The sequence below is a fragment of the Moraxella sp. E33BD genome (genome assembly GCF_041807865.1).
GTDB classification, from domain to species: Bacteria; Pseudomonadota; Gammaproteobacteria; order Pseudomonadales; family Moraxellaceae; genus Moraxella; species Moraxella haemolytica.
The window spans coordinates 180,286-194,719 of sequence record NZ_JBGTZD010000001.1 but is presented as its reverse complement, the minus strand read 5'-3'; the positions used below and the strand labels follow the sequence as shown (position 1 = coordinate 194,719).

The 14,434-nt window shown below is 40.9% G+C and carries 13 protein-coding genes and 1 pseudogene; 6 read left to right on the top strand and 8 right to left on the bottom strand.

Annotated features, from left to right (window positions below; genetic code table 11):
- Position 1: 1 nt before the first annotated feature.
- Positions 2-481: a type II 3-dehydroquinate dehydratase gene (gene aroQ / locus ACERC6_RS00890; RefSeq protein ID WP_373627424.1), complete on the bottom strand. Its 480-nt coding sequence runs from the start codon at positions 479-481 to the stop codon at positions 2-4.
- Between the two features lie 355 nt (positions 482-836).
- Here aroQ and ACERC6_RS00885 point away from each other — a divergent pair, with 355 nt between their 5' ends.
- From ACERC6_RS00885 to ACERC6_RS00865, 5 genes are all read left to right on the top strand, one after another.
- Positions 837-1,046: a cold-shock protein gene (locus ACERC6_RS00885; RefSeq protein ID WP_284674395.1), complete on the top strand. Its 210-nt coding sequence runs from the start codon at positions 837-839 to the stop codon at positions 1,044-1,046.
- A gap of 151 nt (positions 1,047-1,197) precedes the next feature.
- Entirely contained in the window at positions 1,198-1,638 is a 441-nt protein-coding gene (locus tag ACERC6_RS00880) for a hypothetical protein (protein ID WP_373630488.1), read from the top strand.
- A gap of 37 nt (positions 1,639-1,675) precedes the next feature.
- Positions 1,676-2,902, top strand: coding sequence for a DEAD/DEAH box helicase (locus tag ACERC6_RS00875; RefSeq protein ID WP_373627423.1), 1,227 nt, complete (start codon positions 1,676-1,678; stop codon positions 2,900-2,902).
- Positions 2,903-2,905: 3 nt separating this feature from the next.
- The gene (gene hemW, locus ACERC6_RS00870; protein WP_373627365.1) at positions 2,906-4,111 is read left to right on the top strand and encodes a radical SAM family heme chaperone HemW; all 1,206 of its coding nucleotides are present in this window, start codon (positions 2,906-2,908) and stop codon (positions 4,109-4,111) included.
- Between the two features lie 340 nt (positions 4,112-4,451).
- Complete coding sequence (locus tag ACERC6_RS00865) at positions 4,452-4,985, top strand: tRNA (cytidine(34)-2'-O)-methyltransferase (protein WP_373627364.1); 534 nt, start codon at positions 4,452-4,454, stop codon at positions 4,983-4,985.
- A gap of 8 nt (positions 4,986-4,993) precedes the next feature.
- Here the strand turns inward: ACERC6_RS00865 and ACERC6_RS00860 are convergent, their stop codons facing one another.
- The 3 genes from ACERC6_RS00860 to tusD form a co-directional block, all read right to left on the bottom strand.
- Positions 4,994-5,317, bottom strand: coding sequence for a TusE/DsrC/DsvC family sulfur relay protein (locus ACERC6_RS00860; RefSeq protein ID WP_284674399.1), 324 nt, complete (start codon positions 5,315-5,317; stop codon positions 4,994-4,996).
- On the bottom strand, positions 5,318-5,626 hold the full coding sequence (locus tag ACERC6_RS00855; RefSeq protein ID WP_284674400.1) for a hypothetical protein: 309 nt from the start codon (positions 5,624-5,626) through the stop codon (positions 5,318-5,320). It abuts the gene before it with no gap.
- An 80-nt stretch (positions 5,627-5,706) separates the two neighbouring features.
- Entirely contained in the window at positions 5,707-6,087 is a 381-nt protein-coding gene (gene tusD / locus ACERC6_RS00850) for a sulfurtransferase complex subunit TusD (RefSeq protein ID WP_284674401.1), read from the bottom strand.
- 116 nt (positions 6,088-6,203) lie between these two features.
- Here tusD and glnE point away from each other — a divergent pair, with 116 nt between their 5' ends.
- Positions 6,204-8,996 (top strand): bifunctional [glutamate--ammonia ligase]-adenylyl-L-tyrosine phosphorylase/[glutamate--ammonia-ligase] adenylyltransferase, encoded by a 2,793-nt coding sequence (glnE, locus tag ACERC6_RS00845; RefSeq protein ID WP_373627363.1) that lies wholly within the window; start codon positions 6,204-6,206, stop codon positions 8,994-8,996.
- Positions 8,997-9,058: 62 nt separating this feature from the next.
- Here the strand turns inward: glnE and ACERC6_RS00840 are convergent, their stop codons facing one another.
- From ACERC6_RS00840 to ACERC6_RS00825, 4 genes and pseudogenes are all read right to left on the bottom strand, one after another.
- The gene (locus ACERC6_RS00840) at positions 9,059-9,892 is read right to left on the bottom strand and encodes a glycosyltransferase family 32 protein (RefSeq protein WP_373627361.1); all 834 of its coding nucleotides are present in this window, start codon (positions 9,890-9,892) and stop codon (positions 9,059-9,061) included.
- Positions 9,879-11,279 (bottom strand): annotated as a pseudogene (locus ACERC6_RS00835) (mannose-1-phosphate guanylyltransferase/mannose-6-phosphate isomerase). Before ACERC6_RS00835 ends, ACERC6_RS00840 begins: the two are co-directional and overlap by 14 nt.
- A gap of 31 nt (positions 11,280-11,310) precedes the next feature.
- A complete protein-coding gene (locus ACERC6_RS00830; protein ID WP_373627359.1) occupies positions 11,311-12,930 on the bottom strand; it encodes a glycosyltransferase family 2 protein in 1,620 nt (539 codons plus the stop codon).
- Positions 12,931-12,943: 13 nt separating this feature from the next.
- On the bottom strand, positions 12,944-14,296 hold the full coding sequence (locus ACERC6_RS00825) for a phosphoethanolamine transferase (RefSeq protein ID WP_373627358.1): 1,353 nt from the start codon (positions 14,294-14,296) through the stop codon (positions 12,944-12,946).
- Positions 14,297-14,434 lie beyond the last annotated feature (138 nt).

Genomic DNA, 14,434 nt, shown 5'->3' with positions numbered 1-14,434 from the left:
GTCAATCACTGTCTGTTTTATTCAAATACTCAACCAACCAATCTAGTGCCATGTCGTAGCCCATATCGCCAAGCCCGCAGATGACACCCACTGCCTTATCGGAAAAATAAGAATGCGTACGAAATGGCTCTCGTGCATGCACATTGGATAGGTGGACTTCAATGAATGGCTTGTTTGCGGCGGTGAGTGCATCACGAATCGCTACTGAAGTATGGGTAAAGGCGGCAGGATTGATGATGACAGCGTCAAAGCCCGTACCATCAGCCAACAATCCCAATTCACCAATCTTATCAACGATGTCGCCTTCGTGGTTTGACTGAAAGGCAGTCAGCATGATGCCATGCTTGGTGGCTTTACTGATTAAGCGATGTTCGATGTCAGCTAGCGTGGTTGTACCGTAGATGTGCGGTTCTCGTTTGCCTAGCAGATGTAGGTTTGGACCATTTAGTAATAAGATGTGGCGAGACTGTTTCATAATGATGGGCGGTCTAAAAGTAAGAATGGCGTTATTTTAGCAGATTTTTTTGTGAAAAGTTTTGTCTGATTGGTGGTTAATCGTGGATAAATAGACACTTGTGTGTGAAAATTGATAAAAATACTTGTATTCTGAATTTATCATGGTATGATAATTGCGGTAGTTATGTAAAGATGTGATTTTTTGTAAATATTGTTAGTAATATTATTGCTGGCGATATTGATGAAATTGCCTACTGATTACTGTAAAAAGAGTGTGGTTGAGATTTTCAACCCGCTTGAGTTAATTTAGCTTGATGAGCTTTGATGGCGTGTTTAGTAACCATGCCCATCATATTCAAGCGTTTTTATAGGAAGAAAATATGTCAGTTCGTGAACAAGGTACTGTAAAATGGTTCAATGATTCCAAAGGTTTTGGCTTCATTCAGCGTGCGACAGGTGAAGATGTGTTTGTGCATTTTCGTGCGATTTTGGGCGAAGGTTATCGCTTGCTAAAAGAAGGTCAAGCAGTGGAATTTGTTGTAAGAGAAGGCGATAAAGGATTACAAGCTGAAGAAGTAACCAAGCTATAAACACTTTTCTTGACACACTAAAAGTCCGCTTTTTTGTGGGCTTTTTTTATGCGTTCATCACTCATGATGTGGATAATTTTGCAAATCATTTGCATAAATTGTTATAATGCGTTATTGTGTATATTTTTTACTATCCTATTGGAGCATGACAATGAAAATTATGAATAAACTATTGGCTGGTGTACTTGCTGTAGGCATCTGCATGGGTGCATCTGCTGCAGACACTCAAGATGCACAAGAACTAAGCGATGAACAAAAAACAGCTTATGGCATCTGTAATATTGTCGGTGAAGGCGTGTTTAGCGTGGCGGTCATGCGTCAATCTGATGTTAAACAAAGCGATGCCGTAAAAGAAGTTGAGGTGGTATCAGCTGAGCTTGTCAAGCAGTTCGGTGATAATGAAATCACCGAATACATCAAAGAATTTTGGCAGGTGGCATTGACTGAGTTGTATAAGCAGAATGTTGAAGCAAGCGATGATAAAAAGCGTGAATTTGTACAAGGTGCAACCGCTGAAGCAGGCTATGCGTGCCTTGATATGATTTTAGAAGAATCAACTGAACCAACAAAAACATCCGCCAAAAATAAATAAGGATAATCATTTGAGTTTATACACACTTCCAAGCGATGTGGCGACTTTTGGTCGTTTTGAAGATTTGCCATTGTCTGAGACGACTTTAAAGGCGGTGCGTGCACTTGGGTTTGAGAAGCTAACCCCAATTCAAGCACAAATCTTACCACATACGCTCGCCAATCAAGATGCCATTGGTCAGGCTCAAACAGGTACTGGCAAGACAGCGACTTTTTTGATTACCATCATTGAATCGCTAATGAAACACCCCTTTGCGTCTGATGAGGCAAGGTTTTTGGGTGAGCCCCGTGCTCTAATCTTAGCACCGACTCGTGAGTTAGCACAGCAGATTTTTGCCGATTGCCGTGAATTAACCTGTTTTAGTAACCTGTATAATTTATGTATCACAGGTGGTGCGGATTTTGATAAACAAGCAAGTCAGCTTGAACGCCGTCCTTTGGATATTTTGATTGGTACACCAGGTCGCATTATTGACTGGGTGAACAAGGGAGTGTTGTTCTTAGATAGAGTGGAGGTGTTTGTTTTGGATGAAGCGGACCGCATGCTTGACATGGGCTTTATCCCTGATATTAAACGCATCGTTCGGCACATGCCTGTCAATACACACCGCCAAAGCCTATTGTTCTCGGCAACATTTAATACTGATGTGATGAACCTAGCCTATCGCTGGCTACATAACCCTGCTTTTGTGGAAATCGCTCCAGAGAGTAAGACCAATCAGGCGATTGACCAACGCTTTTATTTATTGACTGAGCGTGAAAAGATGGCGGCGTTGCGTGAGATTTTGTCTGACAAAGATGTGAAAAAAGCCATTATTTTTGCCAATCGCAAAGACCAAGTGAAGCGACTATATGATAACTTGCGTCGCCAGTTTGAGGTAACCATGCTCTCAGGTGATGTCGCCCAACAAAAACGAGAGCGTTATCTTAAACGCTTTAAGGATGGCGAGGTAAATATCTTGGTGGCGACTGATGTGGCAGGGCGAGGTATCCATGTTGATGATGTGACTCATGTCATTAATTATACGCTACCTGAGATGCCTGATGACTATGTGCATCGCATTGGGCGTACTGGACGAGCAGGGCACTCAGGTATTTCCATTAGTTTTGTCAGTGAAAATGATGCCTTTAATCTACCTGCACTTGAAAAGCATGTGGATATGAAGTTTAAATTAAACCAATTTGAATTCATAGAGGCAGATAATCATGCTGGTTCATCACAAAATAAAACCGATCGGTCGGATTGTTATAGTGAAGCAGGGTAGCTAATGAACCCATTGTTAGAGCTACAACCCAAGCGTATTCCGCTGTCGCTATATATCCATATTCCTTGGTGCATCAAAAAATGCCCATACTGTGACTTTAATTCACACGCCTTGCCTAGCCCTGACCAAAGCGCGCTGTTATCAGCACCTTTTGCTGATTATGTAGATGCTTTGATTGCAGATGCCCAGTCTCAGCTATCTTTTGTGCAAGATAGGCAGATTGAATCTGTGTTTATCGGTGGGGGTACGCCATCGCTACTGCCTGCTGAGCAGTTTAAACGGCTGTTTGATGCATTGCGAGAGCTTTATGATTTTCGTCCAGATTGTGAGATTACGCTTGAGGTCAATCCTGGTACGATTGAACATTCACCATTTGAGGCATATCGCCACATTGGAATCAATCGTGCGTCTATTGGGGTGCAGACTTTTGATGACAAGGTATTGCAAACGCTAGGGCGTGTCCATAATCCCATGCAGGCGATGAATGCCATTAAACAAGCAAGACAAGCGGGTTTTGAGCGGGTGAATGTGGATTTGATGCATGGACTACCCAATCAAGATGCGAATATGGCCATTCACGATTTAAAAACCGCTGTGCAGATGGGGGCGACTCACATTTCGTGGTATCAGCTAACCATTGAACCAAACACCGCTTTTTATCGTTCACCACCTGCCTTGCCTGATGATGAAGTGCTTGAATCCATTGAAGAGGCAGGGCGTTGTTATCTGCTTGAGCAAGGCTTTAATAATTATGAAGTCTCAGCATGGGTAGGGGCAAATGACAGACCTTGTCATCACAATATGAATTATTGGCAATTTGGTGATTATCTGGCAATCGGTGCAGGTGCACATGGTAAAATAACACTATATAATCATGCTGAACATGCAGATGGTATTTATCGGTTTAGTAAGTCTCGTTTGCCTAAAGATTATCTGAATTTTATGCCATCCTATGCCCCAAAAATGGTGAGCTTTGAGAAAGTTAGCGAAGATAGTCTGCCCTTTGAGTTCATGATGAATGCCCTTAGGCTAAGGCATGGTGCGACAACACAGATGTTTGAGGAGCGAACAGGACTGCTTGTTAGTAGCATTGATAATGAGCTACTGCCCTTACAGCATGAGGGTTTTATGGTGCATGATGCGACCTTGCTTAGCCCAACTAACATGGGGTTTCGCTATGTAAATCATTTGGTGCGTTCATTTTTATGATTGGTGCTATCACATGAACAACGGATACCGAAAAATAATTTTTTGGTATTTTGTGAGATGAGCTTGTTAAATCTTTTGTCAAACTTTTTTGCACCATTGATAACGGCATCGCTAGCTTCCAAAAAAATGTCCTTAACGCAACTTTTCATGGTGTTCAACCAGTTAGAACAAAAAATTATAGCAACAGTAGCGGTGATTGATTTTTGTATGATAATTTTCTTTTATAATTAGGCTTGAGTTTCAAGAAGTTCCGACAAACTTGCACTGATTATCATGAATATTGATGATATTTTGTGTGAATTTAAATCATTAATATTTTGATTAACCCTGTATAATAACCATGTCAACCATTCATATTATCCTATTTACCCCAAAAATCCCCAACAACACTGGCAATATCATTCGCCTGTGTGCCAATACAGGAGCCAAACTGCATTTAATTAAACCGCTTGGTTTTGAGCTTAACGATACCAAGCTAAAACGAGCAGGGCTTGATTATCATGAATATGCTGATTTGAAAGTGCATGAAGACTGGTGGGCGTGCCGTCAGATGCTAAATGAGATGGGTGTTGACCAAGTGGTAGCATTGACCACCAAGTTTAGCCATAGCTTTTATGAGCATGATTTTAGTCTTGCTCAAGAAGAAAGTGTTGCGATGGTGTTTGGTTCGGAGACTGATGGTCTGCCAGCGAAGATTAGAGATGATATCGGTGTAGATAATTGGCTTCGCTTGCCCATGTTGCCGCAGTCTCGCAGTCTAAACCTTGCCAATTCGGTATCTATTTGCTTATATGAACTTTGGCGACAGATGGGTTTTGTTGGTGATGTTGGTGAGAGTGTTGGCTATCACCGTTTATCCAGTCGTCTTGATTAAGCGTAGCTCTATAGACAATTAGGCGGTTTTGGCAATCCTGCGATGCGATTGATGTGGCGTGCCACAAGCCCTGTATTAAAGAGTTGTTGCAATTTGGTATTGCTAATATCATCAGTAGGCAATGCTTGAGTTAAGTGCTTGATGAGTGGGCGAGTGGTTGGGCTGTGATGGTATTTTTCAAAAAATGCCCGCACTTCGCCTAAGATGCGATAATGAATATCGCCTAACTGTATATCTAGCGTATCTGCCAAAGCCTGTGCTACCGCTGGCGTCCATGTGTTGTGATCGGTAAGATGACCATCACCGTCTAGTTGTAGAGTTGTGCTTGTCATTTAAAATTCCAAAACGCTGTCAAAATCTGTCGTCATTGGTGGTGCATCTAGGCGTAGCAATAGACCATCAATCATCTCATCAAAGATGGTATCATGACTAAAATCTGTCCATGCTTTAGCAATGTCATATAATTCAAGTGACTGCACCATGCCATAGATACGACTCTGTTTATCGTTTAGTGCTAGATGGCTATTACCAGTAAAATAAAACTGCACTTCATGGTCAAAGCTTGCTAAAGTGAATCCCAAAGCGACTGCTTCATAGCTAATTAGCTCGCTATCAGTACTGATGGTGATTAAAAATTTCATCTTTTTATCCGTTATAAATATCTGATTTTGGTGCTATTTTGCTAGCCAAAAGTATTAGACTTGTCTGCTAAATAACACCATTAAAACTGCAATACTTCATCACAAACATCAATCTGCATGGCAAGTTCGGATAGTCCCACTAGATAAAAGGGTGTGCGTAGGTTGTCGCCATTTAGTTCATGCCGTGTGGCATTTTGAGTGTCGGTAATACCTCGTGCCAGTGCGGTACTAACACAAACAGGTAATTGCAATCGGTGCGTCTGTGCAAGCCTTACCCACTCATCAGCAACACTCACTACATCGGCGGTCTGCCATAATAGGCGGTTTGCGGTATAAGCACCATCGCCATAAAAAAATACCTGTACGGATTTGCCTGCATCAAGTAGTTTTTTGGCGGTATCTAGGGCGAGTTTTGCTTTATGACTGTGCGGGGCATTGGTAATAAGTAACAATGTGGTCATGGTATGGCTAATGGCTGTTGATAGGATGTTTTTTGCTGTATGATTTAAAAATTAAGCTTATTATAGCGTAATTTTTGGTGTAAAATGGGAAAAATTAATTTGCGTAAAAAATAGCCATGACGACAGCCGTATTCATACCAACCGAAGCTCAGTTGCAGACTCTATCCCTAGCCAGTCCTTTTGCTAAAGATTTATACGATAAGCACACCAAAAGTGCTCCGTCGTTCTTGGGTCAATATGGATTATTTGATGAGCTTGGTGATGATGAGTTAAGAAAACAGGTTGACCAATTCATCACAATGACCAAAGGTGATGATAATGTGATGATGGGGCTAAGACGATGCCGACAGATGCTCATGCTAAAGTGGATTTGGCAAGATGCACTTGGGCTAATCACTCTTGATGACCTTATGCGTGAATTGTCTGTTTTTGCTAATGCCTGCATCAATATCGCCAAAGACCATATCTATCATCAGCTCACCCATCGCTACGGTGTGCCGATGACCATCGTTGATGGAAAAAGACAGGTAGATGAATTTGCCATCATTGCCATGGGAAAACTTGGAGCGATGGAGCTAAATTTATCTAGCGATATTGATTTAATCTTTATTCATAAAGGGCTAGGTGAGACTGATATCAGTCAGATGGGCAAAAAAAGCATTGATAATCAAAAATTCATGACTCATTTGGGGCGAGGCGTGATTCGCCTGCTTGATGAAATAACGGCAGATGGTTTTGTGTTTCGGGTGGATATGCGACTGCGACCATGGGGTGATGGTTCGGCATTGGTCATGACAGCCAGTGCCTTAGAAAAGTATTTTAATCAACATGGACGCACTTGGGAGAGATTTGCTTGGTTAAAGGCAAGAGTGGTTAATCAAGTCTCTGCATCATTTTTTGATCAACTGGTTAACTTGCGTAAAAACTTCGTCTATCGCTATTATATTGACTATAGTGCTTTTGGGGCATTGCGAGAGATGAAATCGTTGATTGTGGCTCAGCAGACCCAAAGGCAGGATTTGGATAATGTTAAGTTGGGTGTGGGTGGCATTCGTGATATTGAGTTTATCGTACAGGCGTTTGCACTGATCTATGGCGGTCATCAGGCGGTGCTTGGGGATAATTTATCCTGTCTAAAAGGGATTGAGGTGTTGTCATCGCTTGGGCATTTAGAGCATACCGAAGCCGAAAAACTGTCTGCTGCCTATCGCTTCTTGAGGCGATTGGAACACGCCATTCAAGCCAGAAATGACGAGCAAACCCAACGATTGCCCCAAGATGAGCTCTCCTTACTCGCCATCGCTAAGGTGATGGGTTTTGATGAGATTGGTGCTTTTCGTCAAAAGCTAGATGAACATAGGGATAATGTGTCTGTGCCGTTTGAACGCATGGTAACAGACCGTCAAAGCCCCACCCAAGAGCTAGGTAGTGTTGATGATATTTGGCAATCCTTACAGTCAGTGCTAAGTGATGAAAGCGTGAAGCTGTTGAGTGAATTCAATCAGTCTAAACTTGTAGCCAGCCTAGATGATGAGCCAAAATCACGGCTTAATGCTGCCTATCCTATTATTTTACACGCTTTATTGGAGCATGCAAAAAGTGATGGGGCTAAGCGTGCTGATGTCGCTGTGCCAAGATTGATTGTTCTGCTAGAATCCATTTGTCGCCGTTCAATTTATTTGGTGATGATTGCAGAAAATCCGAATGCTACTGTGGCACTTATCCCCATGCTTTCGGCAAGTCATTGGATTGCCAAAGAGCTTGCCTTATATCCGATGCTACTGGATAATTTTTTACAAAAACGCTATCTGCATTTGCCCAATAAGGCAGAGCTGACTGATATTTTGCGTCAAGGCTTGCTTAGGGTGGAGCGATTTGATGATGAAAGTTATTTGGCGAATGTCCGATTATTCAAAAAAACACAGGTCTTGGCAGTTGCAACCGCTGATGTTTTGGGACTAAGACATATTATGAAAGTCTCTGATAGCCTGACTTTTATTGCTGAAGTGGTACTAGAATCAGCGGTAAGGCGTGCTTTTGATGAGCTGACGCATAAGCATGGCTATCCACTATTGCAAACAGGTGAGCGAGCTAATAGCGAACATTCGGGCTTTGCGGTGATTGGCTATGGAAAGCTTGGCGGTATCGAGATGTCTTATACTTCGGATTTGGATGTGGTATTTTTGCACAATATTGATGAAAAGGCGGATACCGATGGGGTGAAGGTGGTGAGTGGCATGAAGTTTGCTTCTCGTTTGGTACAAAAAGTGCTTAGCTATCTAACCACCCAAACCCGTGATGGCCGTGCTTATGAATTAGATGTTCGCCTTCGACCATCGGGCAATGCAGGCGTGATGGTGGTGTCGGTACACGCCTTTGAGCTGTATCAACAGCATAAGGCGTGGGCGTGGGAACATCAAGCGCTGGTAAGAGCAAGGGGGGTTGCTGGTGATGAAATGGTGTTGGCTGCGTTTGATGAGATTCGCCAAGCCATTCTCACCAGACCCAGAGAGCTTGCCCAAGTACGCCAAGAAGTACTAAATATGCGACAAAAAATGCAAAGTCATCTAGGTACACAAGACACCAAAAACCACCAGTTTCATATTAAGCAAGATTTTGGTGGTTTGGTTGATATTGAGTTCTTGGCACAGTTTATGGTATTGTCTTATGCTTATGTGTATCCAAATCTTGCCATATGGTCGGATAATGTGCGTATCTTTGAAGAAGTGGCAAAGACGGAGCTGATGAGCGAAAAATGGTGCGATAAACTCACCCAAACTTATCTACTACTGCGTAAGACTACGCATGAACTTGCCCTGTCTGACAAACAAATCATCGTTGATGATGAAGCATGGCAGGAGAGTAGGGCGTTCGTACGAGAAATTTGGGAGCGTGTTTTGATGGCGTAGTAGCTTGCTAGGTTGTTGACAGCAAACCGATTATTGACCAACAATACCCATCAATCTGCTTTCTATTCTTTAAATACACCTAGAGACTTTAATGTGTTTTTGCACAGTCTGGTGCTGGCAATATAAATGGTGGATAAAAAATTTATCCAGTAGCCTTGATTGACAATATATCCCTTATGTCTGGCATAATGGCCTTTTAGAATCTTGGTGTGTGCAGTGCTAGACTCCAAAGCACTGTACACAAAGCCAATTTCTTTGTCAAAACGCACAAAACGAATGGGGTGTAAGTTTTGAACTTCATGAACGGCTTTGGTGTAGGCAACAGGACCTGTTACAAAAAGAACACCACGCTTACCATAGCTATGGAAACCATAGTGCCAAGCACGGTAGTTTAAGATGTTATCCACGACCGAATCAAGTACATGTTTCATGATTGGAGAGTGTTTCTCACAAATAATGAACCATTGTTGATATTCGCCATTTTTAATGCCAAGATTTTCTGTTATATACAAGAATTTACCAATACCTTCTTCGGCTTGTCCGATTTCATTTTGCCATTGGGTAACGATAAAAGTGTCATTTGGTTTGATGACCTCATTTAGGGGGTGAACGCAAGTGCTTTTGATATCCAGATAAACACCGCCCTCATGATATAGTACCAAATAACGAAATAGATCGGCTTTGGCGGCACCATACACAGGGTTAATGCGTTGATATGCTTGCAGAATTCGACCGTTGTCGTGTTTTTTAATGTATGCCAAAACAGCCTCATCATCATCATAAAACCGATAATCCCAATCGGGGTTCTTCTGTTTTAACTCAGCAACGATGGGTTGTATTGTTTGTGGTAATTTTTCGGTTTTATAGGTTTGATGAATGATTTTAGGAATTGCCATTATTTTCTCTACCATAAATGTCACTGAAACGAACAATATCATCTTCCCCAAGATAACTGCCTGATTGTACTTCAATCAACTCTAAGGGCAGGATACCGGGGTTTTCTAGGGCGTGGATTTCTCCAAGCGGAATGTACACTGACTGATTTTCGGTTAATAAAAAACTTTCGTCCCCCTTGTGGATTTTGGCTGTGCCTTTTACTACAATCCAGTGTTCTGAGCGGTGGTGGTGCATTTGTAATGATAATTTTTGATTTGGGTTTACAGTGATGCGTTTGACCTGATAGCGATCTGAAGCATCGATGCTGTCATATTTTCCCCATGGTCGGTAGATTTCACGATGAATGTCGTGTTCTTGGCGACCCTTATCTTTGATATGCTCAACGATACCTTTAATGTCTTGAGTGTTGTCTTTATTGGCAACCAAGACGGCATCTTTGGTCTCAACCACAATCAAATTATCAACGCCAACTAGGGTAATCAAGCGATTTTCGCCATGAATATAGTTATTGTGGCTGCGATGAGCGATGACATCGCCAATAATAACATTGCCATCATCATTTTTTTGTTGAATATCCTACAGTGCTGACCATGAACCCACATCGCTCCATCCTGCATCCAAAGTTACCGTAGTGGCGTTTTGAGTATGTTCCATGATGGCATAATCAATGGATTCAGAACGACACGTTTCAAAAATAGATTGATCAATACGAATAAAATCAAAGTCTGCCTTGGTGGTGCTTATCGCTTGCGAACAACAGTCAAATATGTCTGGTGCGTATGTTGCTAATTCTTGTAAATACTTGTCCGCCTTAAACATAAACATACCGCTATTCCAAAGAAAATCCCCACTTTGTAGATAGCTTTGTGCGGTGGCATAAGTAGGTTTCTCCACGAATTTATCAACACAAAAGCCATTTAGGAAAGGTTTGCCTTGTTTAATATAGCCATAGCCTATTTCGGGGTGGGTAGGTGTGATGCCAAAAGTGACCATGCTGCCTTGTTGGGCAAGCTGAGTGGCGTGCAAGATGCTTTGATGCAGTATGTTTACATCTTTGATGACATGATCTGCTGCCAAAACCAGCATGGTTGTATCAATTTTTTGTCGTTGTAAATATAATGCCGCCAAAGCAACAGCTGGAGCGGTGTTCTTACCAGTTGGCTCAAGAATGATGGTTGCAGAAATACCGATTTCACGCATCTGCTCAGCTGCCAAAAAACGGTGTTCTTCATTGCAGATTAAAATTAACTCGGTGCAATTAAGCTCTTTTAGGCGTAGTACGGTTTGTTGCAATAGGGTATGCTGATCTAGTCCTAATGTTAAAAACTGTTTTGGATATTTGGTTCTTGATAGAGGCCATAGTCTAGTACCACTACCACCTGCCATGATTACTGGGGTGATATTTGCAGAATTCACCTTAATGCTCCTTGATGTGCTGATTGTTATTGTCCTTGTTCATTTGCCAAAGCATGAGGTATTTGTCCAATGTGTAACCAAAAGAGGCAATCGCAAGAATCAGTCCGTATGTACCTGATAAAAAACCACCCCGTATTAAATAGATTTTGATGAAAGAAAACCATGCTCGCCAAAAGATGGAGAGAATATTAACCCTCTTGCCTTTCTTATATGCTTCAATCGCCCAATCATGGCTATAGCGGACATTTTTAAATAAAAAATGGTGCAGATTATCATTGGTGATATGTGGCAAATATCCTGCCAACAATTTGCTTGGTGCACCTTGTTGATCTAGGGATTCATGCACTTCCAAGCTGGAATATTGAAATTTTTCACGAGCGTAAATGCGAGCCAATCGGTTGGTTTTCCAAAATCTTGGCTGCGTTTCTACACCGCAGAATAAATTAACTCGTGATACCGAAAAGACTTTTTCATGCTCAATGGGGTAATTCAAGACTTTTTCAACAATTTCTTGACGCAAGCACCCATCAACTCTTTCGTCAGCATCTAATACCAGTACATAATCACTGCTTGCGTAGCTTTGTGCCAGTTGGCGTTGTTTACCAAAGCCTTGCCAGTCGGTATTAACATACCATTTTGCTCTATATTGCTCAGCGATTTGTCTGGTGTGGTCGGTGCTACCACTATCTAAAATGATGATTTCATCAACAATATCATGTATTGTATCTAGGCATGATTGTAAATGCTTGCTTTCATTTTTGGTAATCATGACCAAAGAGAGTGTACTTTTCTTTTGTGATAAGTCCACAGGTTGCTGTTGTTTGGTGAGTTCATTATAATCTAAAAACGCCCGTTCTGCTTGATTGTGCTTTAAATCGTATAAAATTGCATATTTATTAAAGGTGTATTGCATGAATAATAAGGCATATAAATATCCATACTTCCCCTTTAAGAATCGACCATCAAGTAAATATTGCTTAAAAAACGCCCCCATCGTATGTGTTAAAATAGAAGAAAAAGAAGCATCTTTACCATGTTGGAATTTTTCTTCTGCCCAAGTTAAAGCATAGCTTAACCGCTTATTTAACCAAAATAGCGGGCTTTCGGCAGTGTGATGGCGTGCGTAGCCAGATAATGTTTGTGTTTCTATCTTATCCGATAAAACCAAAGATTCGTGGACTGCGTTATCATTAAATTGAATGTGCTTGGGGTACAATCGCCAATGAGATTTGATACGCCAATTTGGCACATCAATTTCATTTTTTCCAAATATACAGTCAATATTTCTTATGCCATAAACAATCTGGTCTGGCTTATTTTGAATGACTTGTAAAATACTTTGTTTTAATTCAGCTGTGATTTCTTCATCGGCATCAATTGCCAAAATCCAATCTCCTGTGGCGTAGCTTTGGGCGACTTGGCGTTGTTTGCCAAAGCCTTGCCAGTCGGTATTAACATACCATTTTGCTCCGTACTTTTCGGCAATTTCACGGCTGTTATCAGTACTACCACTATCCAAAATGATGATTTCATCTGCCAAGTCATCTAGGGCGGGCAGGCTGATTGCTAAATTTCTGGCTTCATTTTTGACAATCATGACTACAGATAATTTGTATTTCATATATATGCCTTATTTAATATTCATTTTCACTTGGTTGTAATAAATCGCCATTGAATGGCTCTACGGATAAGTATGGTTTAATAGAATCATCAAAAATCTTTATCTCTTCTAAGCTGTGCATGCGATAATCGTTAAGAAATTCATTTTGCTTTTGATTTTGTGTATCAACCCCTAGCCATTCGGTTAAAAACCAAACAAAGCTAAAACCAGAGATGATGTCGTCATTGACCGTCTTGTGGGTATCGTTACTGGATATTTTAAATAGCGGAACTTGCAAGCTAAATTGCGATATGCCGTGCTTTAAAGATGTTGGCAGTAGCCCATGGTCTGACACATAAATCATACTAAAAGGTTTTTGATTTTGAATCAAGGATTGATGTATGTCTTTTAATAGCATATCAGTTTGTAATATACTGGATAAATAAGCAGATAAATGATTATTTTTGAAGTTAAAATGTGCTTTGTTATTATCCACTCGTCTAGAAAAACGAGCGTGCGAACCCATTAAATGCACCACGATGAATCTAGGCTGATTTGATGGGGTTGCTAATATTGCTTGGATTTTTGGCAATAATTGATAATCATAGCGAGTACTGTTAGGGGCTTCTTCGCTCAAATAGTAGCTTGTTTGGGCATGAGAAGCAATGTATGAGATTTCATTATTGAACTTGCCCATTTTATCTTGATTGGAGAGCCAGTAAGTCTGCATACCTAATTTATTTGCCAGACTTAAAATGTTATTTTGATATTCAACATTTTGTTCGCTAGGAACTGTCAATAAGCGTGGAATGGCATGAATGGTATAGCTTGCAGGACTGATTAAGCCATTGTATTGTGTACCATGAACTTGTTTTAAAAAGGGTGATGTATCCACAGGGTAGTCATAGGCGGATAAATAATGCTTTGACGCACTTTCGCCCAATATCAGTATATAGTCTTGATAGGCAGGCTTAAAATCAACAACTTCCCAATCATCATTAATCTTGCTAAGTTGCTTCATTTTTTCTTTATGGACAGCATAAAATTTATATTGTGTGATGGTGTGAGGGAAGATGCTGAGTAGCTCAGAATAGCCCCAGTGAATGCGTTTGTGTTTAATAGATAACATATTTGCCAAAAATAATGCCAGTAGAATGAGTGCAAAATAGTTAAAAAATTTTCTTTGTTTGCTGGTGGCGGTGATATTTTTGGTTAAATGATAGGTTAATAATGTTGATAATATTGCAACAATAAAATAAAGAACGGCGGTTGCGTCAAAGAACTCTAATGCTTCGTTGCTTGTTGTTTCAAACAAAGAAGCAATCATGCCAGAGTTGGGGTAGCCATATTGAGCACCTAAGGGAGCGTACAAAATCCATGTTAGCATTAAGGGGCTTGCTATTTTAAAAATAATGGGCTTTAGCCACAATGTATTCCAAATCACCCAGAATAATAAAATATCATGAAAGCGTGGGCTACCGCCTGTTGTTGCCCAACAAATCAATACAGAAAACAAAAAAGTAAG

What these genes read in the sequence shown, in the direction of transcription:
- ACERC6_RS00885 (WP_284674395.1), top strand. Translation starts at nt 837, where the DNA reads ATGTCAGTTCGTGAACAAGGTACTGTAAAATGGTTCAATGATTCCAAA.
- ACERC6_RS00880 (WP_373630488.1), top strand. Translation starts at nt 1,198, where the DNA reads ATGAAAATTATGAATAAACTATTGGCTGGTGTACTTGCTGTAGGCATC.
- hemW (WP_373627365.1), top strand. Translation starts at nt 2,906, where the DNA reads ATGAACCCATTGTTAGAGCTACAACCCAAGCGTATTCCGCTGTCGCTA.
- ACERC6_RS00865 (WP_373627364.1), top strand. Translation starts at nt 4,452, where the DNA reads ATGTCAACCATTCATATTATCCTATTTACCCCAAAAATCCCCAACAAC.
- ACERC6_RS00860 (WP_284674399.1), bottom strand. Translation starts at nt 5,317, where the DNA reads ATGACAAGCACAACTCTACAACTAGACGGTGATGGTCATCTTACCGAT.
- ACERC6_RS00855 (WP_284674400.1), bottom strand. Translation starts at nt 5,626, where the DNA reads ATGAAATTTTTAATCACCATCAGTACTGATAGCGAGCTAATTAGCTAT.
- tusD (WP_284674401.1), bottom strand. Translation starts at nt 6,087, where the DNA reads ATGACCACATTGTTACTTATTACCAATGCCCCGCACAGTCATAAAGCA.
- glnE (WP_373627363.1), top strand. Translation starts at nt 6,204, where the DNA reads ATGACGACAGCCGTATTCATACCAACCGAAGCTCAGTTGCAGACTCTA.
- ACERC6_RS00840 (WP_373627361.1), bottom strand. Translation starts at nt 9,892, where the DNA reads ATGGCAATTCCTAAAATCATTCATCAAACCTATAAAACCGAAAAATTA.
- ACERC6_RS00830 (WP_373627359.1), bottom strand. Translation starts at nt 12,930, where the DNA reads ATGAAATACAAATTATCTGTAGTCATGATTGTCAAAAATGAAGCCAGA.
- ACERC6_RS00825 (WP_373627358.1), bottom strand. Translation starts at nt 14,296, where the DNA reads ATGCTAACATGGATTTTGTACGCTCCCTTAGGTGCTCAATATGGCTAC.